The organism is Pseudomonas sp. F9001 (assembly GCF_013385435.1).
GTDB lineage: Bacteria > Pseudomonadota > Gammaproteobacteria > Pseudomonadales > Pseudomonadaceae > Aquipseudomonas.
Genome location: NZ_JACAPX010000062.1, coordinates 1 through 22,928, shown reverse-complemented (window position 1 = coordinate 22,928; position 22,928 = coordinate 1). Strand labels below are relative to the sequence as shown.

Sequence of the window (22,928 nt, the reverse complement as noted above, 5' to 3'; positions counted from 1 at the left end):
GCACACCCACACTCCTTATCTCATTGGCAAACCAGCGGCCCGATCAGCGGCACCTGCTCCTCGTTGATATCCACGTCGAACGTTGCCTGGCAGGTACGGCCCTCACCCACAGTGACTTGCAAGGTGTTGTGGGCCGCCAGGTTCTCCAGGTACACCAGGCCATCCCACCCCACCACCGCGCGCGCCCCGGTTTGCTCATGACGCACCTGGCTGCCCAGGGGCAGGTCCTGATGCCGGGCATCCACCAGGGTGATACTGGCCGCGATCACCCGGCGCACCGGGAACTCCAGCAGGTAGCCGCTGCCGCGCCGCACCGCCACGCGCTGCTCGACATTCGGGGTCTGCACGTTGACCGGCAGGTTCAGCGGGTCGATTTCATACTTGCCGCGGTAATAAGCGCTGCTCCACGGCACCAGCAGGTGCCCATTACGGTCGGTTTCCCCCACCAACTGGTTTTCATAGAGCACCGGCACACCGGAATAGCCGTCGGTGCTCACCACCACAAACGCGTCATTGACCTGGTTGGCGGTGAACGCCTGATTGTCCATCCACACCAGCGAGCCACTGGCATCCGCCCAACGGGTCTCGGCGTCACTGCTGCCGTACACGCCCGCCTGCAATTGCACCGACTGCATGCGCCAGGTCAGGTCGGCCTGGCGATAGGCCGGGCCGTCGCCACTGGCATACCCCAGGTTGTAGCCCACGCCGCCCTCGGACGGCACCGCCCGGCTGTAGTTGACCCGCTGGCGACTTTCGCCGGCCTGGCTGCGCTCGTTGCTCAAGGCCAGGCTGCCGTAGACGTCGAACGGGATGACCAACTGCGCCTGCATGGCCCAGTTGCTGTCACCGACCTCACGGTTGGCCGACAGATAGAAACTGGTGTTGCGCCACAGCTGTTTGCTCCAGGTGAGGTTCATCAGCCGGGTGCGGGAGTCATCGGCCGCCTGTACATCGAAATAGCCGGCACCGATGCTGCCGAAATCGTTGAGGTTCAGGCTCAGGGTCACCTGCTCGCTGCGCTTGCTGAGGCTCGCATAAGGCGTGTCGACCAGGGTCAGGTCGGCGTACTGGTCGCGGCGCTCTACTCGCTGGTATGACAGGCTGTAGCGCTGGTTGCTGTATTGATAACCGAAGCTCAGTTGCTGGCCGGTCTCGCCATCAAACTGGCTTTGGCTGAGGGCGGTATTGAGCACCCCGAAGTTGCCCAGCCGCACGTTGCCGCCGAGCCCGCCCAGGGTCAGGTCGCCTGAGGCTTCGGCATGGCTTTCCAGGGTGAAGTAGTCCGACACCCCGTAACGAAAGGTGCCGCTGGCCACGCCCGGCCCGTAGCCAAAATCCCGAATGGTGTAGTCGCGGCGCAAATTACCGGCCGCCACGGAAAAATCCGACAGGCCTTTTTGCAACAACGTACTGGTGACGTAGAACGGCACGGTGGTCGACACCTGCCGGCCCAGGGCATCGGTGGTGACCACCACCGCTTCGCCGGCGCCGTTGATAAACGGCACGTTGGTCAAGGTGTAAGGGCCCGGCTGCAGATCTGCGCTGCTGGATTTGTAGCCATTGATGAACAGGTCCACCGACGACGGCACCGCCGCCTCCCCGGCAAATTGTGGCAAGGGGTAAGTCACCAGGTCCGGGCGTACGCCGAAATCCCGCGACACTTGCACCCCGCCCAGGCGTACCGAACTGCTCCACGGCAATGCGCTGCTGATCACGTCGCCCGCCTCGTAGGTCAGCAGGCGCTCATCGTCGGAAAAGCGCCAGGTGGTGTCATAGCGCCGGTAGCCATTGTTCAAAGTGCTGCCGCTGGCCTGGCCGCCAAAGGTGGTGCGGTATTGGCCGGTATTGGACAACGTGCCCCAGGTATCGAACAGCCGCACTTCGTTGAAGATGCCCAGGTATGTGCCGGCGTCATCGGTGTCGTTCAGGTAAGCGTCATAGTTGAGCAACGCACCAAAACTGGTGAGTGCCTGGGCGCGCGGGTAGTTGTTGCGGCTGCCGATGAACTGCGCCGGCAACCATGCCGGCGGTACCGTCAACATGAGGCGCTGGCCCTGGCTGTCGTAATCGGTGTGCAGGCCCGGCAGGTGGTCCAGCGCGACCTCGGTGGTGATCTCGGCCGGCAGCTTCATGCCCACGTCCCGCAAGGTGGCCGCCGGCACAAACAGGCCGCCGGCGCGCTGATCCACGGCCACCACCCGGCCAGTGTCCATCTGGTTGACCACCAGTTCGAGGAACAACTGTGCATCGGCAACAGCCTCCATGTTGCTGGGCGGCGGCGGCAACGGCGCGGCCACGCCAAGCGGCGCAAGCACCAGGCCCGACAGGCCGCCCACCACCCACACCGATCGCCATCGACTACGAGCCTGACCATGGCTCACCAAGGCTTTGTGTCCATCAATGGACATCTCCATCCGTTAAGACCAAGGGCTGCTCCATGCCCTATTCCATTGCGTTACCGTCCCGGCGCAAGGTTCTCCAGTTGCGCTGCGCCATTGACTCGCACCTGCAGCGGCTGATCGCCCGCGACACCTTGTGGCACCGGCCAGCGCATGGTTGCGCCCGGCAGTACATAGCCGAGCAGGCCGTCTACCAGCGGCCGGGTCTGCCCGCCCTGTTTGAACGCCACATCGGTGAGCCGCGCGTGCACCGCGCCCTGGTTGCGCATCTCCACATAGTTGCGCCCGCCGACGGTGACTTTTTTCCAGCTCAGGTCAGGCTTGCCCGCGCCCTTGGGGTCGCGCTGGCGCGTCGCGTCTTCCTTGCTCCACAGGCCTGCGCCGTAGGCGAACAACGGCACCGAATAACGCATCTGAAAGCGGATGGCTGCGGCCGTCTTGCCATCGGCTGCGGGGGTTTCAGGGGCGGCGGCGGGGATTTCGTCGATGATGATCCGATAGGCCAACTCCTGGCCCGGCGGCACTTCCCGGGTCCGGGTCAGGCGCACCAATTGCTTCTGCCCCGGTTCGATCTTCGCCACCGGCGGGCTGCCGATCACGTCGCGCTGGTTCTGGTACTGCTCGTCAAACCCGCCCTGGCTCCAGGCAAATACCCGGATCTGCAGGTTGGCAGTCTCTGTACCGCGGTTCTCCAACCACAAGGCGCTGGCCTGTTGATCGGCCTCCAGCACCGGGTCAATGGGCCAGATCAGCACCGAACTGGCAGCCTGGACCTGCCCGGCGCCCAACGCCACCAGACCGATAAAACCCGCAACCCAATACCGCCGGGAAGCTGCAAACATAGATTCCACTCCTCATGCCAATCGCCTTACCAGGACAGCTGCACCTGCAGCACGTCGCTGTACGTCCCCCCAGGCTGATTACCCGGTAACACCACCCGGCCGTAAATCGGCAGGGTTATATTGTTCGCGTTGCTGTAGGCCACGCTGACGCTTTGACTGATCCCCAGGCTCTGGCTCAGGGCCGCGTCCTGAAACAGCTGGTACGCCACTTGGGCACTGCCGCTATTGAGCTGCATGTGCCGGCCACTGGCGTTGTACAAGCCGCCGTTGACGCTCATGCTCAACGTGACTCCCGGGGTGCATTGCAGCGTTACCCCGCTGCTCAGCGCCACCGACACCGTGCTGGTGGACAACGACGAATAGCTGCCGAACGCCAGGCTGCCGTAGTTCGTGCCGCCGCCCACCACCAGGCAGCCTGCGGCAATCGTCGCGCTGACCTGGATCGTCTGGCTGGTCACCGCCAGCAACGACAACGGCATCCCCCAACCCGTGATGACCGCCAGCGTCGCCCAGCAGGCCCGCTTCATGGCACTAGAACGTCAGTTGCACCGACACCGTGTCGGTGTAAGTACCGGCCGGCAGCCCCGCCTTGCCCACGGCCTGGCCGTAGATGTTCACGGTTTGCGCAACGCCCGTGCTCGCGCCTACGTTGATGGTTCCGTTGATCGCCAGGAGCGTCGAATGCCCGGTGTCGGTGTAGAAGTCATACGGCACATAATTGGCCACGCCGTCATACAGCGCCCGGGTGCCGCCGGTGGACTGGCCGTCATGGGACCCGGCGCCCACGGTGATCACCGGCGAGGTGCCCGAGGAACACTGGATCGACAACGCGCCTCCACCGCCACCCAGCACCTGGCCGGACTGCGTGGTGAACTGGCTGTTGGTGGTACCGAAATTGATCGTACCGAAGTTCAAACCGGTGGTGCCGCCCACGCCGTTGACCAGGCAACTGTTGGTCAGGATCAGCGTGGAGCTGATCTGCCCGGTGACCGTCGTGGCCGCCTGGGCACCCGATACCCAGGCCAGTGCGACCAATGGGAGAACTGCTTTAGATACAAGTGCATGCATGATGTCCATCCTCATGAATTACCAATCCAGAGTCACCGTCAGGGTGTCTGTGTAGATGCCGGCCGGTAGGGCCCTGGTATTCGCCACCACCGAGCCGAATACCGGGATCGGTACCTGTGCGCCCTTGGTCACGACGAAATTGCGTTGCTGGCCGATGCTGTAGGTGCTTCGGCCCGCAGGATCGGCCGACAGCCGATACGGTATGGTTTGCCGGCCATTGCTCAAGCGCCGGGTGATGCCGTCGCCATGGGCGCCGCCGTCGATGGTCACGGTGAAACTGCTCACCACCGACGGGTTGCAGGACACAGCGAGCGCGGCCTTGTCGCCATCACTGATGCCGGCACCCAGGCCCTTGTCCCAAGTGGGTCCGTGGCTGCCGAAATCCAGCAAGGCCGAGCCGCCATCCGGGCTCACCGGCGCGCTGTCGGTGCCTTTGCTCACCTGGCAACTGGCGGTAATCACCAGCCGTGCGTGAATCTGCCCGGCGACCGCCGCCTGGGCGTCCTCGGCCAGGAGCAACAGGCCGCCCAGCGCGATGCAGGCCAGGGCGCGGCTTACCATGTCACCGTCACTTTGAGCAGGTCGGAATAACGCCCCACGGCCGGTATTTCCTTGAGCGGCTCGATGCGTCCATAAAGTGGCAAGTCCACCGTGCCGGAATCGGGCACACGGCCGCTCAACGGTACGTCCACGGCCAAGGGGATGCGGCGTGCGGCATCGGCATAAATTCGATAGGGAATGGGTTTGATCGAGGGGGCAGCAGCGCCCAGGTAACGTACTTCGCCGATGCCGCCATGCAGGCCGCCGTCGACACGCATCTGATACGGCGTATCCGGGTTGCACTCCAGGCGTGGCTGGCGCTGGCTGATCAAGGCTGCACTCAACGGGCCTGCCGGGTCATCCAGCCGGGAGCCGCTGCCAAAATCCAGCACACCGAGCTGCTCGATGCCCGCCTCACGCGTGGTGCCGACCAACTGGCACCCCCGCTGCACGTCGATACGCACCTCAACCTGGAGCTGTGCGCCATAAACCGTGTTGCAGAGCATCGCGCTCATGATTGCCAAGACTGCGTGTCCCTTCACTGCCCCAAATCCTTATACAGGGGTGACTGCTGTGTATGAGGTTAGTCACTTGAAGGGAATCCGCCAGTCAGGTCGGTGTTTTGGATCCATTGACCCATGCCTTTTCCAGATAGCTCGCGCCGTGCTTCTCTATTGGTCAAACCGCAACCGGCGCTCTAAAGTGAGCGACCACCGACATACAGAGTGACTGACATTGGCTGCTTTACCGCCCCTGCTCAAACGGTTGCTGGGTAAACCCGCGGCGACCACCGCCGCCCCCGGTATCACCGCATTCTTCCAGGGCAAGGCCCGGCAACAGGGCTATACCCTCAGCCCAAGCCAGCAACAGGTGATCGAGACCATGGCCCGGCAAACCGACCATCTGCTGGCCGGGCGCCCTACCCGCAGCCTGTACCTGCACGGCGCCGTCGGCCGGGGCAAGAGCTGGTTGCTGGACGGCTTTTTCCAGGCGTTGCCGATTGCCGAGAAACAGCGCGTGCACTTCCACGACTTTTTCGCCCGTCTGCACCAGGGAATGTTTGCCCATCGCCAGCAGCGCGATGCCTTGGCCGTGACCCTGGATGAGTTGCTCGATGGCTGCCGCGTGCTGTGCTTCGACGAGTTTCACGTACATGATATCGGCGATGCGATGCTGATCAGCCGCCTGTTCAAGGCCCTGTTCCGGCGTGGAGTCTGGGTGCTGGTAACCTCCAATTATCCGCCCGCCGGGTTGCTGCCGAACCCCTTGTACCATCAGCGGTTCAAGCCGGTGATCGAGCTGATCAGCGCGCGCATGGACGTCATGGAAGTCAGCGCCCCCCAGGATTTTCGCAGCCTGGCCCAGGCCCATGGCGATCAGCGGTTCAGCGCTGGCCAGTTCGTGTGGCCGGGGACTGCCGCGCAACGCCAAGCCCTGGGCCTGCCGTCAGCGGATCAGGCCCCGGTCAGCCTGACCGTCGGAGCCCGGCAATTGACTGCCCGCTGGCACCAGGACCGCAGCATTGCCTTCACCTTCAGCGACCTGTGCGAACAACCGACCGCCGTCATGGACTACCTGCAGCTGTGCCGCGACTATGAACGCTGGATCATCGACGGCCTGCCGCACCTGGCGGACTGTCCGATTGCCGCCCAGCAACGGTTCATCAACCTGGTGGACGTGCTCTACGACCAGGACAAGCAATTGGTGCTGATCGGCGAGCAGCCGCTGGAGCAATCCCTGAGCGGCCAGGCCATCGATTTGGCGCGCACCGCCAGCCGCCTGGGGCAGTTGCAGAAGATCGGGCCGCAACCCGCTATCATGAGCGCCATTCACGCCCCTATTGCCGAGTGACGCGCCGTTCATGGATACCCTTGCCCAACTCAAGGCCGGCCAATTGGCCGGCATCAAACGCCTGGACCTGCGCTGTGGGCTGACCGAGTTCCCCCGGGAAATCTTCGACCTGGCCGACTCCCTGGAAATCCTCAACCTGACCGGCAATGCCCTGAGCAGCCTGCCGGATGACCTGCACCGCCTGCCCCATTTGCGCGTGCTGTTCTGTTCGGAAAACGCCTTTACCGAACTGCCGCAATGCCTGGGCCAGTGCGCGCAGTTGAGCATGATCGGCTTCAAGTCGAACCAGATCAGCAGTGTCCCGGCGACGTCGCTGCCACCCTTGCTGCGCTGGCTGATCCTCACCGATAACCACATCAGCCAATTGCCGGACGAACTGGGTGAACGGCCTTTGCTGCAAAAACTGATGCTGGCCGGTAACCACCTGGAGCAGTTGCCGCAAAGCCTCGCCCAGTGCAAAAACCTCGAACTGATCCGCATCGCCTCCAACCGCATGACCCGCCTGCCGGACTGGTTGCTGACCTTGCCGAGCCTGACCTGGCTGGCCTACGCCGGTAATCCGGTAGAGATGGCCGTGGAAGAGGCCCGCCATGACGCGACGCCGAATATTCCCTGGTCAGAGCTGGTGCTGGGCGAAGTGTTGGGCGAAGGCGCCTCCGGCATCATCCGCAAGGCGTCCTGGACCCCGCCAGGCGGGCCGGCCAAGGCGGTTGCGGTCAAACTGTACAAAGGCAGCATCACCAGCGATGGCTCGCCCCTGCACGAAATGCACGCCTGCATCGCCGCCGGACTGCATGCCAACCTGATCAAGGTAGAAGGCCGTGTCGTCGACCACCCGGAAGGCCAGGCGGCGCTGGTGATGCAACTGATCGAACCGAGCTACCGCAACCTCGCGGCCCTGCCGAGCCTGGCGTCGTGCACCCGGGATATCTACGAGCCCACCACCCGTTTCAGCGCGGATGTGGCGCTGCGCATGGCCCGGGGCATCGCCTCGGTGGCGGCGCACCTGCACGCGCAAGGCATCACCCACGGTGATCTGTACGGCCACAACATTCTGTGGAATGAAGCCGGTGAATGTCTGCTTGGGGACTTTGGTGCAGCGTCGTTTCACGCCACGGTCGACAGCCAGGAAACCCGCGCGTTGCAGCGCATCGAAGTCAGGGCGTTCGGGGTGTTGCTGGGGGAATTGCTGGAAAGGATTGATGCGGGGTTGAACGAGCAACAGCGCGTGGCACTGGAAGCCTTGCGGGACAACTGCTGCCAGCCGGATGTGTTGGCCCGGCCTGGGTTCGAGGAAATCACAAGCTTGTTGCAGTCTTCCAAACTCCGCTAAACCCAATGTGGGAGCGGGCTTGCTCGCGAATGCGGTGTGTCAGTCAATACATGCTTGGCTGGTACACCGTATTCGCGAGCAAGCCCGCTCCCACATTTGGACCGGGTTCACATCAAATCAGAATCAACCCGCCAACCCGACGAACATGTCCTGCACGTCGTCATGGTTGTCCAAGCCTTCCAGGAAGGCTTCGACTTCGGCCATCTGCTCATCGCTCAAGCCACTCACCGGGTTCTTCGCGATGTAGCCCAGCTTGGCCGACAACACGGTGAACCCCTGCTCCGGCAAGGCTTTCTGCACGGCGTCCAGGTCGGTGGTCTCGGTGATGAACAGGGTCGTGCCCTCTTCTTCGCCTGCCTCGAAATCCTGGGCACCGGCTTCAATCGCGGCCATTTCCGGATCGGCTTCCGGGCTGTCCGGCGAGGCTTCGATCAGGCCCACATGGTTGAAGTCCCAGGCCACGGAGCCGGACGCGCCGAGCTGCCCCTTGCGGAACGCCACGCGGATTTCCGCCACGGTGCGGTTGATGTTGTCGGTCACGCATTCAACGATCAGCGGCACCTGGTGCGGGGCAAAACCTTCGTAGGTTACGCGGTGGTATTGCACGGTCTCACCGAGCAGACCGGCGCCTTTCTTGATCGCGCGTTCCAGGGTTTCCTTGGGCATCGAGGCCTTTTTGGCCTGCTCCACCACCAGGCGCAAATGTGCGTTGGTAGCAGTGTCGGCACCGTTGCGGGCGGCAATGGTGATCTCTTTCACCAGCTTGCCGAAGATCTTGCCCTTGGCATTGGATGCCGCTTCTTTATGTTTGACTTTCCACTGTGCGCCCATGACTCACTCTCTTCTGTCCATCGCGCCGAGACGTCTACTGGCCGGCGCTTTGGGGGCAGAGTTTATAGCGCTGAAACACTCTAATCCACCAAAAAACCGGCCATGCCCCTCAGGTCCGCAAGGGATTGATGGCGCGTTCACGGTCGGGCACGAAGTCGCCCACCTGCGCCAGCACCGCCGGCCTGGCGTTCCAGTACGGCATCAACACCAGGGAGGAAAACAGCGCGGCACCGGCAAACACGATAAACACCGTGACCGTATCGAAGTAGCCCGGCAGCAAGCCGCCAAGGATCGCCCCCACCGAACCGCAGCCGTTGACGAACCCCGCCGCCGTCGCGCCGGCCTTGGCGGTGCCGAAGTCGATGGCGGCGGTGCTGCTGATCATCGAGTCCGGCCCGTACAGGGTCAGGCCCATCACAAACAGCAGCGCCATCACCAGCGCCACACTGCCGGTGTGCAAGGCGCCCATGAACAACGCCAGGGCCACGGTCAGTGCCAGCAGGCTGAGGACACAGGCCGGCATGCGCCGGGCGCCGAACAGTTTGTCGGACGCCATGCCGATCATGATCGGCCCCAGCAACCCCGCCAGCTCGAACGCCGTCGGCACAATCGCCGCGCCGACCTTGCCCACCGACGGCATCTGCTCATACACAATCACCGGCCCCCACAACAGGATCGCGTAACGCGCCGGTTTCAACAGAAAGTACGCCAGCCCCAGGGTCAACACAGTACGGTTGCGCAAAATGGCCCGCAGCGGTTCCAGCACACTGGCGTTCTTCTCGGCGGCAGTCTGTTCCGGTTCCGGCTCCACTGCCGGTAACCCCACATCCTGCGGCGTGTCGCGCTGGAAAATGAAAAACAGCACCGCGACCACGAAGACCACAGCCGCACTGGAGATAAATGCCGCATGCCAGGTGCCGATCAGCGTATACGCCCACCATCCGGCAAACGGCGACGCCACCAGGCCACCAAAGGCGTAGCACGAGCTCCATAAACCCAGCACCCGGCCACGCTGCTGCGCCGGGAAGAAACTGCCAAGGTTCTTGCACAGCCCGGACCAGCCGGTGGACTGGGCCAGGCCCTGGATCAACATGCACGTGACAAAGATCGGTAACGTGGCAAACGTGCCCATCACCAGGGCGGCGGCGGCTGAAATCAGCAACCCGCCGAGTACCACCACACGCGGCCCGAAACGGTCGGCGAGCATGCCCCAGGTGAATTGGCCAACGGCGTAGGCCGCCAGGTAAATGCCATCCAGGTTGGCCATCATCATCTTGTCCAGCGGGAAACTCGGGTCGTCGACGATCCCCAGCTTGGCCACCGAAAAAGCCTTGCGGGTGAAATAGAAGGCCGCGTACGCCAGCCAGGTGATGGCGAAAATCTGCACGCGCCAACGCTTGATGTGACTCAAGGGAGTATTCATGGTGGTTCTGACCTCGGGTGTGAGTGTGCCGGCAGAATGAAAAGCAAACGCCTGTATTTTTATTGTTGAGCACTGCAGTACCGGCGCTTGGAGGGGCGCGGTATTGGTCAGATGAGTCCCGCTGGTGAGCACGCAGAAGACCCATGGCCGCCGAAGGTGTAGGACTCGACCTACGGCGACTGGGGCTATCAAAGCAATGGCTGACTAATAGGTAAAATCGATTTATCGTATTTCAAATATAAGCTGAGCTTGTAAGAGGATTCGCGATGTCGGTGTCTCACGCGCAACTCAAAGCCTTCCATGCGGTGGCCGTACACGGCAGTTTTACCCACGCCGCCGAACGCTTGTTCCTCAGCCAGCCGGCCATTTCCGACCAGGTGCGCAAGCTTGAGGAACGTTTCGGCGTGCTGCTGTTTCATCGCAACAAACGTTCGGTGCGCTTGACCGACCTCGGCGAGCGCCTGTTGAGCATCACCCAGCGTCTGTTTGCCGTCGCGGCGGAAGCCGAAGAGCTGTTGCAGGATTCCCGCGCCTTGCAAACCGGCACCCTGACACTCGCGGTGGACGCCCCGGTGCATGTGCTGCCGCAGATTGCGCGCTTCTGCCAGTTGTACCCGGGCATCAGCGTGAAGATCGAAACCGGCAACACCGATGAATCACTGTTTCGCCTGTACAACTACCAGGCCGACCTCGCGCTGCTGGGGCGCGATGTGGACGACGAGCGGCTGCTGTCACTGCCGCTGCCCGATGACCAATTGCTCGCGTTTGTCGCCCGCAACCACCCGTGGGCGGGCCGCGAGTCGATCTGCCTGGCGGACCTGGACGATACGCCGCTGGTGTTGCGGGAAATCGGCTCGGTAACCCGCCAGACCCTGGAGCAGGAAATGCACCAGGCCGGGCTGCGCATTCGCCCGGCGATCCAGGTGGAAGGCCGCGAAGCCGCGCGGGAGGCGGTGGTGGTGGGGATTGGCGTGGGCGTGGTGTCGGCTGCGGAGTTTGGCGCAGATTCGCGGGTGTATGCGATGCCGATCCGTGACTGTACGCAGCGGATGAAGGAAACACTGGTGTGCTTGAAAGAGCAGAGTTCGCGGCGGGTGGTGGCGACGTTTCTGGAGATTGTGCGGGAAAGTTTGCGGTGAAGTTGAGGGCCCCTTCGCGAGCAAGCCCGCTCCCACAGTTGACCGAGTTCTACCGATGGAACGCGGTCGAATGTGGGAGCGGGCTTGCTCGCGAAGGGGCCAACTAGATCTCAAGCCAACACCCTCTAAGGCGCCAACTCGAAAAACGCCTGAATCAACCGCAACTCCCGCCGCCGCTCCATGCACCCGATCACATGCCGGTTCACCAGCCCCTCGCCCTGGATCGGAATCGCGTGCACCCGCGGATCCCGGCTGACTTCCATCGACGACACCACCCCAACCCCCAACTCGGCCGCCACCGCTTCCGTCACCGCCTCACGGCTGTCCAGTTCCAGCAACACCCGGGGCTGCACGCCGGCCTGGGCGCAGGCATCGTCAAAGGTCCGCCGCGTAATCGAGCTGGGTTCACGCAACACCATGATCACCTGATCCAATTGCTCCAGCCGAATCCCCGCAGGCTCCGCCAGCCACGGATGCCCCGCGGGCACCAACGCGCAAATCCGTGACTCGATCAACGGCTGCAAGTGCAGGCCCTTGCGCGGCTCCACCTCGGTCAACACCGCCACGTCAGCCCGCTCCGACAACAGCGCCGCGAGGGTTTCCTGCGCATTGCCCAGGCGCAAATTGACAGTAATCCCCGGATACCGCTGCCGTAGGCTGGCCAGCATCGGCATGACCATGTGCGGCCCGTCCGCCGCCACTTCCAGGCGCCCGGTAAGTAATTGCCGGTTGGCCTCCAGCAACGTCTGCGCCTCTTCCACCAGGCCGAAGATCGCCCGGGTGATCGCCGCGAGTTTGGTGCCCTCCTCGGTCAACTCCACCCGCCGCGCGGTACGCCGCAGCAGCGCGATCTGGTAGTGCTCCTCCAGCGCCTTGATATGCCCGGTCACCGCCGGCTGGCTGATAAACAGGCGCTCGGCCGCCCGGGTAAAACTGCCCTCGCGGGCCACCGCATCAAACGCACGCAGTTGAAACAGGTTCATAGCTATCGGCCTCACTGATAGCTCGCATAACAACAAACAATTTGATTGATGACAAGCCAAACTGCAATTTAGGCGCCGTAACTTCATCCCAATGTTTTGCGAGGACACACGAATGAGCACTGCCGCGCCGATCCTGCTGACCCCGGGGCCCTTGACCACCTCGGCCCGCACCCGCCAGGCCATGATGGTCGACTGGGGTTCATGGGATGACCGCTTCAATCAACTGACCGCCAGTCTTTGCGAGCAACTGCTGGTGATCGTCAACGGCACCGCCAGCCACCATTGCGTGCCATTGCAAGGCAGCGGCACCTTTGCCGTGGAAGCGGCCATCGGCACCCTCGTGCCACGGGACGGCAAGGTGCTGGTGCTGATCAACGGCGCCTACGGCAAGCGCCTGGCGAAGATTTGCGAAGTGCTCGGCCGCGAGTTCAGTACCTTTGAAACTGCCGAGGACGAACCCACCACCGCCGCCGACGTCGACCGCCTGTTGCACGCCGACAGGGGCATCACCCACGTCGCACTGATCCATTGCGAAACCAGCACCGGGATTCTCAACCCGTTGCCCGAGATCGCCCAGGTCATCGCCCGCCACGGCAAGCGCCTGATTATCGACGCCATGAGCTCCTTCGGCGCGCTGCCGATCGACGCCCGCGAGGTGCCGTTCGACGCGCTGATCGCCGCCTCCGGCAAGTGCCTGGAAGGCGTACCGGGGATGGGTTTTGTGTTCGCTGAAAAGCAGGCGCTGGCTGCAGCCCAAGGCAACTGCCACTCCCTGGCGATGGACCTTTTCGACCAGCACAGCTACATGGCCAAGACCGGCCAATGGCGCTTCACACCGCCGACCCACGTGGTGGCGGCGCTGCACGAAGCGCTGCTGCAATACAACGAAGAAGGCGGCCTGCCCGCCCGGCACCAGCGCTACGCCGACAACTGCCAGGCATTGCTGGACGGCATGGCCGAACTGGGCCTGCGCAGCTTCCTGCCCGCCGCGATCCAGGCGCCGATCATCGTTACCTTCCACGCGCCGAAAGATCCGCGCTACCAGTTCAAGGAGTTCTACGAACGGGTCAAGGCCAAGGGCTTCATCCTTTATCCCGGCAAATTGACCCAGGTGGAAACCTTCCGCGTAGGCTGCATCGGCCATGTGAACCAGGCCGAGATGCAAGCCGCGGTCGCGGCGGTAGCCGAGGTGCTGCAAGAAATGAACGTGCTCGACATCTGACTGCCCACTACTCACAGGATCTGAACCATGAACTACGCAAACCCAACCCAGCTTCAAGCCGCGATCCTCGACTGGGCCGGCACCGTGGTCGATTTCGGCTCGTTCGCGCCCACGCAGATTTTTGTCGAAGCCTTCGCCGAGTTCGACGTGCAGGTCTCCATCGAAGAAGCCCGTGGCCCGATGGGCATGGGCAAGTGGGACCACATCCGCACCCTGTGCGACCAGCCGCAGGTGGCCGAGCGTTACCGCAAGGCCTTCGGCCGCACACCGACTGACGATGATGTGACCGCCATCTACCAGCGCTTCATGCCGCTGCAGATCGAGAAGATCGCCGAGCACTCGGCATTGATCCCCGGTGCCCTGGACACTATCGCCAACCTGCGCCAGCAAGGGATCAAGATCGGTTCGTGCTCCGGCTACCCCAAGCAGGTGATGGACAAGGTTGTCGAACTGGCTGCCACCAATGGCTATATCGCCGACCACGTGGTCGCCACCGACGAAGTACCCAACGGCCGACCATGGCCGGCCCAGGCCCTGGCCAACGTGATCGCCCTCGGGATCGATGACGTAGCGGCCTGCGTGAAGATCGACGACACCGTGCCGGGCATCCTCGAAGGCCGTCGCGCCGGGATGTGGACCGTGGCGCTGACCTGCTCGGGCAACGCCCTGGGCCTGACCTACGAGCAGTTCCGCGCCCTCGACGCCGGCACACTCGCCAGCGAACGCACGCGTATCCAGGCCATGTTCGAAGGCTCGCGCCCACACTACATGATCGACACCATAACCGACCTGCCTGCGGTGATCGCCGACATCAACCAGCGCCTGGCACGGGGTGAAATGCCGCAGGGCAACTGATCGAGATCAAAAGATCGCCTATACACCCTCCTCTCACGGGCAAACCTCGTAAAACAGGCTTACATTGAAAGGACTCCGTCGCAAAGAACGGAGGTTTGCCCTGATGAGTGAGGAAGAAAGCGATGCCCTGGAAAAATTCCGATACGCGTTACAGCACCATGTCGATTGCGTTGCACTGGCTGATGGTGGTGCTGCTGGCGGTGGTCTACGCCTGCATTGAGTTACGCGGGCAGTTTCCCAAAGGCAGCGGCGCACGTACGTTGATCGTGGAAATGCACTTCATGTTCGGCCTGACGGTGTTTGTGCTGGTGTGGCTACGGTTGTTCGCCCGCAGCCTGGGCGTGGCACCGAAGATCGTACCGGCCCCGCCGCAATGGCAAACCCTCCTCGCTACCCTGATGCACATGGCGCTGTACGCCTTGATGATCGGCATGCCCATCGCCGGCTGGCTGATCGTCAGCGCCGAGGGGCATTCGGTGATGTTCTACGGCATCGAGTTGCCGCCGCTGATTGCCGAGAACAAAGCGTTGGCCAAGGAAATTGAAAACTGGCACGTGCTGTTCGGCAAGATCGGCTACTGGCTGATCGGGCTGCATGCGTTGGCCGGATTGGCCCATCACTATGTGCTGCGAGACAACACTGCATTGAGAATGATGCCCGGCAAGAGAGGGAACCTTCAGTAAGCCCACGGATTGAATGTGGCAGCTGGCTTGTGGGGGAGCTGGCTTGCCTGCGATAGCATCACCTCGGTGCCACTGATACACCGCGGTGTCTGCATCGCAGGCAAGCCAGCTCCTACATTAACCGGGTGCAACAGGGAAACCCCGGCGGCCCTGCAGGCCACCGGTGTGGACGAAGATCAGGCGGGTGCCGGGGAAAAATCTCCCGGCTTCAATCTGCTGCTTCAACGCCAATAACGCCTTGCCGGTGTACAGCGGCTCCAGCGCCAGGCCACAGGCTTGCTCGGTAGCGTCGATAAAGGCCAGCAACTCCGGATCAACCTTGGCAAAGCCGCCCCGGCTGGCCTCCAGCAATTCATAACCCTGCTGCACAAGCGCCTGCACCTGTTGCGCCACCCCGTGGTCGTCGGGCACCGCCAGGGCGCCGTATACCGGATGCGCGCCCGCCTCCGCCAGCACCAATCCCGCCAATGTAGTACCGGTGCCTGCCGCCAGCCACCAACCGTGATAGTCCGTCCAGCCCAGGCCGTTTAATTGCGCCTGCGCCTGATTCACCAAAACCCCGCAACCCAACGCGCCCGCCAGGCCCCCGCCGCCTTCAGGTACCGGGTGCAGGTGCGGATACTGCTCGCGCCAGGGCAGCCAGAAGTCCGGCTCGTTGCGCGCGCGATAGCCGCCATACCCCAGCCAATGCAGTTGCATGCCGAAGGCCTTGAGGTCGAGCACCGTGGGAGTGTCTTGCGGATGGCCACGCAACAACCCAACGGTAGGAAAGCCGAAGCGTTTCCCGGCCGCCGCCAGTGCATGCAGGTGATTGGAGTAAGCGCCGCCCAGGCTGATGATCCCGCTGGCGCCCGCCGCCCGGCCTTGCGCCAGGTACTCGGTGAGCTTGAACCACTTGTTGCCGCTGATCAGCGGGTCGATGCGATCCAGGCGCAGCACGGCGACTTCCACCGGCCCCATCCAGTCAAGCTTCAGGGGTTCAAGGGGCGCGTGGGGGAGCCAGTCGAAAGGACCCATGAGGGCGGTTCTGCACAAGAAAAGGGGCGGTAGTCTACCACCGCCCCTTTTACGTGTTTACAGCTCGGCCGCCAGGCGCGAACCCTGGTTGATGGCGCGCTTGGCATCCAGCTCGGCCGCCACGTCCGCACCGCCGATCAGGTGCACGTTCTGCCCGGCCGCCACCAGGCCATCCTGCAATTCCCGCAGCGGGTCCTGCCCGGCGCAGATCACGATGTTGTCCACCGCCAGCACCTTCGGTTCACCCTCGGCGCCGATGCGGATGTGCAGGCCCTCATCGTCGATCTTCAGGTACTCGACGCTGTTGAGCATCTGCACCTGCTTGTTCTTCAAGCCGGTGCGGTGGATCCAGCCGGTGGTCTTGCCCAGGCCGTCACCGACCTTGGAGGTCTTGCGCTGCAACAGGAACACTTCACGCGCCGGCGCATGGCGCTCGGGCTTGATCCCGGCCACACCGCCGCGGGCTTCCAGGTGGGTGTCGATGCCCCACTCTTTCCAGAACGCCTCGCGGTCCAGGCTGGTGGACACGCCCTGGTGCACGAGGAATTCCGAGACGTCAAAACCGATACCGCCGGCACCGATCACCGCCACGCGATGACCCACCGGCTTACGCTCCAGGATCACGTCGAGGTAGCTCAATACCTTGGCGTTTTCCACACCGGGAATCGCCGGAATACGTGGCGCGATGCCGGTCGCGAGGATGATCTCGTCATAACCGCCCGCAACAAGCTGCTCAACGTCGACCCGGGTGTCCAGGCACAGTTCGACGTGAGTGGTCTGCAACTTGCGCTTGAAGTAGCGCAGGGTCTCGAAGAACTCTTCCTTGCCCGGCACGCGCTTGGCGATGTTGAACTGGCCGCCGATCTCGCTGGCCGAATCGAACAGCGTCACCTGATGCCCACGCTCGGCGGCGACGGTGGCGGCCGCCAGGCCCGCAGGACCGGCACCGACCACGGCGATTTTCTTGATCTGCTTGACCGGCAGGTAGTTGAGCTCGGTCTCGTAGCACGCACGCGGGTTGACCAGGCAGGTGGTCAGCTTGCCGCCGAAGGTGTGGTCCAGGCAGGCCTGGTTGCAGCCGATGCAGGTGTTGATCTCATCGGCGCGGCCTTCGGCAGCCTTGTTGACGAAGTCCGGGTCGGCGAGGAATGGGCGAGCCATCGAGACCATGTCGGCATCGCCTTCGACCAAAATCTGCTCGGCGATTTCCGGGGTGTTGATCCGGTTGGTGGTGATCAACGGAATCTGCACCGCACCGCGCAACTTCGCGGTGACCTTGCTGAACGCGCCACGCGGCACCTTGGTGGCGATGGTCGGGATCCGCGCTTCGTGCCAGCCGATGCCGGTGTTGATGATGGTTGCACCGGCCTGCTCGATGGCCTTGGCCAACTGCACGATTTCTTCCCAGGTGCTGCCGCCTTCCACCAGGTCGAGCATCGACAGGCGGAAGATGATGATGAAATTCGGGCCTACGGCTTCGCGCACCCGGCGCACGATTTCCACCGGCAGGCGCATGCGGTTTTCGTAGCTGCCACCCCAACGGTCGGTGCGGTGGTTGGTGTGGGCGGCGAGGAACTGGTTGATGAAGTAGCCTTCCGAACCCATGATTTCCACGCCGTCGTACTCGGCGACCTGGGCCAGCACCGAGCAGGTGACGAAATCATTGATCTGTTTTTCGATGCCTTCTTCGTCCAGCTCTTTGGGCTTGAACGGGTTGATCGGCGCCTGGATCGCGCTCGGTGCTACCTGCTTCGGGCTGTAGGCATAACGCCCGGCGTGGAGGATCTGCATGCAGATCTTGCCGCCCGCCTCGTGCACCGCCCGGGTGACGATCTTGTGCTTCTGCGCTTCTTCGTCGGTGGTCAGCTTGGCCGCACCGCCATACACCCCGCCTTCATCGTTGGGGCCAATGCCGCCGGTGACCATCAGGCCCACGCCGCCACGGGCACGTTCGGCAAAATAGGCCGCCATGCGCTCGAAGCCGCCGGGTTTTTCTTCAAGGCCGGTGTGCATCGAGCCCATCAGGGTACGGTTGCGCAGGGTGGTAAAACCCAGGTCCAACGGGGCCAGCAAGTGCGGGTAGGCAGCAGCGGTCATGGTACAGCTCCACAACGGATCATCACGGGACGTGGAGCGCTCGAATGGCACTCCATCGGTTTATGTCCCACAGACTAAGAGCCCGCCGGCTGGCGCTCAATGACCGTAAGTGACAACTTAATGATCAAAGTGCGCAGCAGAAAGCATGGCAGCGGTAATTTTCTCCTGTTTCTGCCCCTGCCCGATCATCCAGCGTTGAAACCCGCGGCACTGCTGTTTGTGCAGGGTATTGGGGTGCCAACTCAGGTAGTACGGCGCCGCCAGCGGCACGGCGAACCGCCAGGGAATCACCAGCCGACCGGCGCGCAGGTCTCCGGCGATCATTGAGAACTGCGCCAGCACGATGCCTTGCCGGTCGATGGCCGCCTGGATCGCGGTAATCGATGATGAATAATTGCGGCGGATCACGATGGGCTGGCCGGTTTGCCCTTCCAGCTCGCTGAACCATTGGGTCCACGAAGGCGGCGAATCGAATTTGGGCCGCGAGTCGATGCCGATCAGGCGGTAATCGAGCAAGTCCCGCGCGCACGCAACCCGTTCCAGCAACTGCGGTGAACAAGTGGGCACCACACAATCGCGGAACAGCGGCACGCTATGCCCCGCATGCTCGGGGTGCTCGCCATAACCGATGCGAAAGTCGGCACTTTCCTCCCCCGATGCATCATCGAGGGTGCTGTCGAGGTAGATGTCCAGGTCGGTTTCGTCCTGCCCCCACTCGTCGATCAGCGGCGACAGCCATTTGGTCATCAGCGAAGGCAGGCAACTGATATACAGGTTGTTGGGATTTTTCGCCCGCTCGGCCTCGGCCACCGCCAGCCTGAGTTCTTCGAACGCCGCGGTGCAGCGGGCGTGCAGGCGTTCGCCGACGCTGTTCAAGCGCAGGCGCTGGCCGTCCTTGAGCGTCAGCTTCATGCCCAGGGCATCTTCGAGCAGTTTCATTTGCTGGCTGACAGCGCCCACCGAGATCCCCAGGCGAATCGCCGCCTGGGACATACCGGCGCAGTGGCCCACCACTTCAAACACTTGCAACGCGCGCAACGGCGGTAAACGGCTCATGGGGGAATCTCGCGACTTCAGCAGTTTAGATTTTCTACTAAAAGTAACAGAAAACCTCATATTTTCTTCAGTCAGTGCAACCCGTAGAGTTAAACCACTTCCCACCCCATTGCGTTACGCCCTGCTGGAGTCGCTGATGAAAACCCTGCCTGAACAAATTACCCATGTCGTGTTAGGCGACAGAGAACCCAGCATCGAAGAGTTCGTGGCGATCGCCCGCTATTCGGCCACTGTTTCGTTTGCCGACAGTTACAAGAACCGGGTTAAAAAGTCCTGTGGGTTGATCGAGCGATTCCTCGATGAAAACCGTTTGGTGTACGGCGTGACCACCGGTTTTGGCGACAACGTGCGGCATGTGATCTCGCCGGAAAACGCCAAGGAACTGCAAGTCAACATCGTGCGTTCCCACGCTGTTTCCGTCGGCGAACCGCTGGTGCGTGAACAGGTGCGGGCGATCCAGTTGATGGTGTTGATCAGCCTGGGCAAAGGCTACTCCGGGGTGCGCCTGGAACTGCTGGAACTGATCGCCGGCCTGCTCAACCACGACGTGGTGCCCTTTGCGCCGGGCGAAGGCTCGGTGGGTTACCTCGCGGTAGAAGGCCACCTGGCCCTGGTGCTGCTCGGCGAAGGCCGCGCCAGCGTCAAGGGCGGTGCACTGGTGGATGGCGCAACCGCCCTGCAACAGGTCGGCCTGCAACCGACCGACCTGCAGTGCAAGGAAGGCCTGGCGATGTTGAACGGCACCACGTCGGTGACCGCCATCGCTACGCTGGCGCTGTACAACGCGATGCAGGCTGCCGACCTGGCGGACGTGGCGGCGGCCATGTCGCTGGAGGCGCTCAAGGGCACCATCCGCGCGTTCGACCCGCGCTACCACTCGATCAAGGCTCACCCCGCACAGGCCGCAACCGCCGCCAATATCAAGGCTATTCTGCACGACAGCCAGCTCATCGCAGACAACATCGATTACCGCCTGCAGGACGTCTACAGCCTGCGTGCCATCCCCCAAGTGCATGGTGCTTCCCGGCAGTTCATCAACTACGCGCGGGAAACCATCGAGCGCGAAATCAATTCTTCGGGCGACAACCCGGTGATTTTCCCGCTGGACGACGGTGACGGTATCGCGATTTCCGGTGCCAACTTCGACGGCACCTACATCGGGATTGCAGCCGACACACTGTGTGTGGCGCTGACCAACCTGGCGAAAATTTCCGAGCGCCGGACCGACCGCATGATCAACTCGCACTTCAGCGAAATGCCGGCCTTCCTGGTGCGCAACCCGGGCCTGAACAGCGGCTACATGATCGTCCAGTACACCGCCGCCGGGCTGTACGCCGAGATGAAAACCCTGTCGATGCCGTCGTCGATCGACAGCGTCTCGACCTGCGGCAACCAGGAAGACCCGGTCAGCCTGGCCTACAACGCGGTGATCAAGGCCTACAAAGTCTCGCAAAAACTCCAGTCGGTGGTGGCCATCGAAGTGCTGGTCGCATGCCAGGCCCTGGATTTCCACGATGTGAACAAGGCATCGACCGCGACCAAGGCGGTCTATGACCTGGTGCGCAGTGAAGTGCCGGTGGCGGATAACGACCGCGCGTTTTACGCTGACATGGCCAGTGTGATTGACCAGGTGCGCAGCGGGAAAATCAACGACCTGGTGGCCCATCACCTGAACTGACAACCACGCCGTCAAACGGCCTGCCCTCCTTTTCGGACGGCGGGCCTTTGCCATTTTTGGCGCAGACAAAGCGATACCCGGGGACTTTGCGAATGCTTCAACCCAAAGACGTTCTACACCTGCTCGATACCTGCTCCATTGCCTATGAATACGTGGAACACAGCGCCGTGCGCACCTGCGAAGAAGCCGACAAACTGGACATCGGGATCAGCGGGCAGGCGGTCAAGAACATCTTCCTGTGCGATGCCAAAGGCTTGAATCCCACCCTGGTGGTGCTCAAGAGCGAGCAGCGCCTGGACCTGCGTGCACTCTCGCAAACCCTCGGCCTCAAGAGCCTGAGATTCGCCTCGCCGCGCCGCCTGATGGAAACCCTGGGCGTGGAGCCGGGAGCGGTGTCATTGCTGGGGTTGTGCAATGACGTGCAGCGCGCCACCCAGGTTGTGATCGCCGAAGAGGTGTGGAACGGCGACAGGATTCTCTGCCATCCGCTGGTGAATACCGCGACCCTGTCGATCGCAGTCCGCGATATGGCGCGACTGCTTGAGCACCTGGGATTCACGCCAATACTCACCGCGAACCCTGCCCCCACGCCTGACACCTGACAGCGCACGGGCGGGTGCAAAACGCTACCTATCGACCCAAAACAGGGCGAAAAAACCGCGCACATTTTCTAACCACGTTTAATTTCCTTGAAAATCAACAGGTTATTTATTTTTAAAAGCTGGCAAATATTTTGCAATGACATGTATGTACATGTGGAGTCATGTGCAGACTGGAGAGCGAATCGGCCAGTCCCCAAACCTGTATGCGTTCGAGAAAAAAGTCCTAAGCCCACATCAAAACATTGGTAGGAAATAGAAATGACCGCTAAAAAATCGAATTGGTTAGGCTCTGTTGCTGTAGCGACCCTAGTGATGGCAAGTGCTTCCGGACTGCAGGCAAAGGACTGGACGTCCGTGAACATCGCGACCGAGGGCGCGTACGAGCCCTGGAACCTGACATTGCCAGGCGGGAAGATCAGTGGTTTCGAGCCTGAGCTGATGGACTACCTGTGCGCCAAGATGAAGCTGCAGTGCAAGATCACCGTGCAGAACTGGGATGGCATGATTGCCAGTCTCAACGCAGGGAAGTTTGATGTGTTGATGGATGCGATCGTTATCACTGACGACCGTAAGCAGGTCATGGATTTTTCGATTCCCTACGCGCAGACGCCGGCCAACTTTGTCGCGCAGGATGCGGCGTTGCTGCCGGGTAAAACCGGGGCGGCGAATGCGATTACGCTGAGTGCTGATCCGAAGGCGATTCACGATGCGATCGAGCCGTTGCGTCAGGCGCTGAAGGGTAAAACCATCGGGATCGCTTCAGGCATCATTTACACCAAGTTCATTGATGAGAACTTCAAGGACGTGGCGACGATTCGTGAGTACAACACGTCGGCCGATGCGATTCTTGATCTGCAATCGGGCCGTATTGACGCGATTTTTGATGACGTTACGTTCCTTGATTCGATCATGTCCAAGCCTGAGAACAAGGGGCTGGCGTATACCGGGCCGCAGATCAAAGGCCCTATCTGGGGTGATGGCGAGGGCCTGGGTTTTCGCAAGAGCGATCCGGAGTTGAAGGCCAAGTTTGATGCGGCGTTGAAAGAAGCGATTGCTGATGGGACTGTTAAGAAACTCAGCGAAAAATGGTTCAAGGTGGATTTGACGCCTAAGTCCTGAGGCGTTCCTGGTTGGGGTGGGGGCATATCCGTTATTTGGGTGATGGCTGATATCGGTTCCGCTCTTACAGCGGCTCACTTTTGAAAAGCGCAAAAGTAAGCAAAACGCTCTTGCCCCACCACTCGGCTCCTCGCTTAGGCTCGGAGTGCCCTCACTCCGGCTTTGGACCGTGGGCCGCCGTCATGGGCCA

At 62.2% G+C, this 22,928-nt stretch carries 21 protein-coding genes; 9 read left to right on the top strand and 12 right to left on the bottom strand.

Annotated elements, in window-relative coordinates; genetic code table 11:
* Window positions 1-20: 20 nt before the first annotated feature.
* Genes HX818_RS30895 through HX818_RS30870 form a run of 6 tightly spaced genes read right to left on the bottom strand, consistent with a single transcriptional unit; the run spans window position 21 to window position 5,355 of the window.
* On the bottom strand, window positions 21-2,414 hold the full coding sequence (locus HX818_RS30895; RefSeq protein ID WP_177021351.1) for a fimbria/pilus outer membrane usher protein: 2,394 nt from the start codon (window positions 2,412-2,414) through the stop codon (window positions 21-23).
* A gap of 41 nt (window positions 2,415-2,455) precedes the next feature.
* Window positions 2,456-3,241, bottom strand: coding sequence for a molecular chaperone (locus HX818_RS30890; RefSeq protein WP_177021350.1), 786 nt, complete (start codon window positions 3,239-3,241; stop codon window positions 2,456-2,458).
* A 26-nt stretch (window positions 3,242-3,267) separates the two neighbouring features.
* On the bottom strand, window positions 3,268-3,768 hold the full coding sequence (locus HX818_RS30885; protein ID WP_023658977.1) for a spore coat U domain-containing protein: 501 nt from the start codon (window positions 3,766-3,768) through the stop codon (window positions 3,268-3,270).
* Between the two features lie 4 nt (window positions 3,769-3,772).
* Window positions 3,773-4,309 carry a spore coat protein U domain-containing protein gene (locus tag HX818_RS30880; protein ID WP_032898768.1) on the bottom strand — a complete coding sequence of 179 codons (537 nt, stop codon included), beginning with the start codon at window positions 4,307-4,309 and terminating at the stop codon, window positions 3,773-3,775.
* Window positions 4,310-4,327: 18 nt separating this feature from the next.
* Window positions 4,328-4,870, bottom strand: coding sequence for a spore coat protein U domain-containing protein (locus HX818_RS30875; RefSeq protein WP_003212440.1), 543 nt, complete (start codon window positions 4,868-4,870; stop codon window positions 4,328-4,330).
* Window positions 4,864-5,355 (bottom strand): spore coat U domain-containing protein, encoded by a 492-nt coding sequence (locus HX818_RS30870; RefSeq protein WP_218166240.1) that lies wholly within the window; start codon window positions 5,353-5,355, stop codon window positions 4,864-4,866. The genes HX818_RS30875 and HX818_RS30870 overlap by 7 nt, the downstream gene beginning before the upstream one ends.
* A 229-nt stretch (window positions 5,356-5,584) precedes the next feature.
* On the opposite strand from HX818_RS30870, the gene zapE reads away from it, so the two are divergent.
* Together zapE and HX818_RS30860 are read left to right on the top strand one after the other, a co-directional pair.
* Window positions 5,585-6,700: a cell division protein ZapE gene (zapE, locus tag HX818_RS30865; RefSeq protein ID WP_177021349.1), complete on the top strand. Its 1,116-nt coding sequence runs from the start codon at window positions 5,585-5,587 to the stop codon at window positions 6,698-6,700.
* A 10-nt stretch (window positions 6,701-6,710) separates the two neighbouring features.
* Window positions 6,711-8,033, top strand: coding sequence for a leucine-rich repeat-containing protein kinase family protein (locus HX818_RS30860; RefSeq protein ID WP_177021348.1), 1,323 nt, complete (start codon window positions 6,711-6,713; stop codon window positions 8,031-8,033).
* A gap of 123 nt (window positions 8,034-8,156) precedes the next feature.
* Here HX818_RS30860 and HX818_RS30855 read toward each other — a convergent pair whose 3' ends face one another.
* Together HX818_RS30855 and HX818_RS30850 are read right to left on the bottom strand one after the other, a co-directional pair.
* Window positions 8,157-8,864 carry a YebC/PmpR family DNA-binding transcriptional regulator gene (locus tag HX818_RS30855; protein WP_102369528.1) on the bottom strand — a complete coding sequence of 236 codons (708 nt, stop codon included), beginning with the start codon at window positions 8,862-8,864 and terminating at the stop codon, window positions 8,157-8,159.
* 109 nt (window positions 8,865-8,973) lie between these two features.
* Window positions 8,974-10,287, bottom strand: coding sequence for an MFS transporter (locus HX818_RS30850; RefSeq protein ID WP_177021347.1), 1,314 nt, complete (start codon window positions 10,285-10,287; stop codon window positions 8,974-8,976).
* 266 nt (window positions 10,288-10,553) lie between these two features.
* Between HX818_RS30850 and HX818_RS30845 the strand changes: the two genes are divergently transcribed.
* On the top strand, window positions 10,554-11,426 hold the full coding sequence (locus HX818_RS30845) for a LysR substrate-binding domain-containing protein (protein ID WP_003212428.1): 873 nt from the start codon (window positions 10,554-10,556) through the stop codon (window positions 11,424-11,426).
* Window positions 11,427-11,551: 125 nt separating this feature from the next.
* Here HX818_RS30845 and HX818_RS30840 read toward each other — a convergent pair whose 3' ends face one another.
* Window positions 11,552-12,409 (bottom strand): LysR substrate-binding domain-containing protein, encoded by an 858-nt coding sequence (locus tag HX818_RS30840; protein WP_003212427.1) that lies wholly within the window; start codon window positions 12,407-12,409, stop codon window positions 11,552-11,554.
* A gap of 112 nt (window positions 12,410-12,521) precedes the next feature.
* On the opposite strand from HX818_RS30840, the gene HX818_RS30835 reads away from it, so the two are divergent.
* The 3 genes from HX818_RS30835 to HX818_RS30825 all read left to right on the top strand — a co-directional run bounded on the left by HX818_RS30835 (window position 12,522) and on the right by HX818_RS30825 (window position 15,169).
* Window positions 12,522-13,631, top strand: coding sequence for a 2-aminoethylphosphonate--pyruvate transaminase (locus HX818_RS30835; protein ID WP_134327002.1), 1,110 nt, complete (start codon window positions 12,522-12,524; stop codon window positions 13,629-13,631).
* Window positions 13,632-13,658: 27 nt separating this feature from the next.
* A complete protein-coding gene (phnX, locus tag HX818_RS30830; protein WP_003212423.1) occupies window positions 13,659-14,486 on the top strand; it encodes a phosphonoacetaldehyde hydrolase in 828 nt (275 codons plus the stop codon).
* Between the two features lie 122 nt (window positions 14,487-14,608).
* Window positions 14,609-15,169: a cytochrome b gene (locus tag HX818_RS30825; RefSeq protein ID WP_087694658.1), complete on the top strand. Its 561-nt coding sequence runs from the start codon at window positions 14,609-14,611 to the stop codon at window positions 15,167-15,169.
* A gap of 117 nt (window positions 15,170-15,286) precedes the next feature.
* Here the strand turns inward: HX818_RS30825 and HX818_RS30820 are convergent, their stop codons facing one another.
* From HX818_RS30820 to HX818_RS30810, 3 genes are all read right to left on the bottom strand, one after another.
* The gene (locus HX818_RS30820) at window positions 15,287-16,186 is read right to left on the bottom strand and encodes a 1-aminocyclopropane-1-carboxylate deaminase/D-cysteine desulfhydrase (RefSeq protein ID WP_177021346.1); all 900 of its coding nucleotides are present in this window, start codon (window positions 16,184-16,186) and stop codon (window positions 15,287-15,289) included.
* Between the two features lie 57 nt (window positions 16,187-16,243).
* Window positions 16,244-18,283, bottom strand: coding sequence for an NADPH-dependent 2,4-dienoyl-CoA reductase (locus tag HX818_RS30815; RefSeq protein ID WP_177021345.1), 2,040 nt, complete (start codon window positions 18,281-18,283; stop codon window positions 16,244-16,246).
* Between the two features lie 117 nt (window positions 18,284-18,400).
* On the bottom strand, window positions 18,401-19,339 hold the full coding sequence (locus HX818_RS30810; RefSeq protein ID WP_003212414.1) for a LysR substrate-binding domain-containing protein: 939 nt from the start codon (window positions 19,337-19,339) through the stop codon (window positions 18,401-18,403).
* 136 nt (window positions 19,340-19,475) lie between these two features.
* On the opposite strand from HX818_RS30810, the gene hutH reads away from it, so the two are divergent.
* From hutH to HX818_RS30795, 3 genes are all read left to right on the top strand, one after another.
* Window positions 19,476-21,017 carry a histidine ammonia-lyase gene (gene hutH / locus HX818_RS30805; RefSeq protein WP_177021344.1) on the top strand — a complete coding sequence of 514 codons (1,542 nt, stop codon included), beginning with the start codon at window positions 19,476-19,478 and terminating at the stop codon, window positions 21,015-21,017.
* Window positions 21,018-21,109: 92 nt separating this feature from the next.
* Window positions 21,110-21,619 carry a prolyl-tRNA synthetase associated domain-containing protein gene (locus tag HX818_RS30800; RefSeq protein ID WP_177021343.1) on the top strand — a complete coding sequence of 170 codons (510 nt, stop codon included), beginning with the start codon at window positions 21,110-21,112 and terminating at the stop codon, window positions 21,617-21,619.
* A 354-nt stretch (window positions 21,620-21,973) separates the two neighbouring features.
* The gene (locus HX818_RS30795) at window positions 21,974-22,738 is read left to right on the top strand and encodes a transporter substrate-binding domain-containing protein (RefSeq protein WP_003212408.1); all 765 of its coding nucleotides are present in this window, start codon (window positions 21,974-21,976) and stop codon (window positions 22,736-22,738) included.
* Window positions 22,739-22,928: the final 190 nt, after the last annotated feature.

What these genes read in the sequence shown, in the direction of transcription:
- HX818_RS30810 (WP_003212414.1), bottom strand. Translation starts at nt 19,339, where the DNA reads ATGAGCCGTTTACCGCCGTTGCGCGCGTTGCAAGTGTTTGAAGTGGTG.
- HX818_RS30815 (WP_177021345.1), bottom strand. Translation starts at nt 18,283, where the DNA reads ATGACCGCTGCTGCCTACCCGCACTTGCTGGCCCCGTTGGACCTGGGT.
- HX818_RS30885 (WP_023658977.1), bottom strand. Translation starts at nt 3,768, where the DNA reads ATGAAGCGGGCCTGCTGGGCGACGCTGGCGGTCATCACGGGTTGGGGG.
- HX818_RS30850 (WP_177021347.1), bottom strand. Translation starts at nt 10,287, where the DNA reads ATGAATACTCCCTTGAGTCACATCAAGCGTTGGCGCGTGCAGATTTTC.
- HX818_RS30890 (WP_177021350.1), bottom strand. Translation starts at nt 3,241, where the DNA reads ATGTTTGCAGCTTCCCGGCGGTATTGGGTTGCGGGTTTTATCGGTCTG.
- HX818_RS30855 (WP_102369528.1), bottom strand. Translation starts at nt 8,864, where the DNA reads ATGGGCGCACAGTGGAAAGTCAAACATAAAGAAGCGGCATCCAATGCC.
- HX818_RS30895 (WP_177021351.1), bottom strand. Translation starts at nt 2,414, where the DNA reads ATGGAGATGTCCATTGATGGACACAAAGCCTTGGTGAGCCATGGTCAG.
- hutH (WP_177021344.1), top strand. Translation starts at nt 19,476, where the DNA reads ATGAAAACCCTGCCTGAACAAATTACCCATGTCGTGTTAGGCGACAGA.
- HX818_RS30875 (WP_003212440.1), bottom strand. Translation starts at nt 4,870, where the DNA reads ATGGTAAGCCGCGCCCTGGCCTGCATCGCGCTGGGCGGCCTGTTGCTC.
- HX818_RS30845 (WP_003212428.1), top strand. Translation starts at nt 10,554, where the DNA reads ATGTCGGTGTCTCACGCGCAACTCAAAGCCTTCCATGCGGTGGCCGTA.
- HX818_RS30880 (WP_032898768.1), bottom strand. Translation starts at nt 4,309, where the DNA reads ATGCATGCACTTGTATCTAAAGCAGTTCTCCCATTGGTCGCACTGGCC.
- HX818_RS30860 (WP_177021348.1), top strand. Translation starts at nt 6,711, where the DNA reads ATGGATACCCTTGCCCAACTCAAGGCCGGCCAATTGGCCGGCATCAAA.
- phnX (WP_003212423.1), top strand. Translation starts at nt 13,659, where the DNA reads ATGAACTACGCAAACCCAACCCAGCTTCAAGCCGCGATCCTCGACTGG.
- HX818_RS30835 (WP_134327002.1), top strand. Translation starts at nt 12,522, where the DNA reads ATGAGCACTGCCGCGCCGATCCTGCTGACCCCGGGGCCCTTGACCACC.
- HX818_RS30870 (WP_218166240.1), bottom strand. Translation starts at nt 5,355, where the DNA reads ATGCTCTGCAACACGGTTTATGGCGCACAGCTCCAGGTTGAGGTGCGT.
- HX818_RS30825 (WP_087694658.1), top strand. Translation starts at nt 14,609, where the DNA reads ATGCCCTGGAAAAATTCCGATACGCGTTACAGCACCATGTCGATTGCG.
- HX818_RS30800 (WP_177021343.1), top strand. Translation starts at nt 21,110, where the DNA reads ATGCTTCAACCCAAAGACGTTCTACACCTGCTCGATACCTGCTCCATT.
- HX818_RS30820 (WP_177021346.1), bottom strand. Translation starts at nt 16,186, where the DNA reads ATGGGTCCTTTCGACTGGCTCCCCCACGCGCCCCTTGAACCCCTGAAG.
- HX818_RS30840 (WP_003212427.1), bottom strand. Translation starts at nt 12,409, where the DNA reads ATGAACCTGTTTCAACTGCGTGCGTTTGATGCGGTGGCCCGCGAGGGC.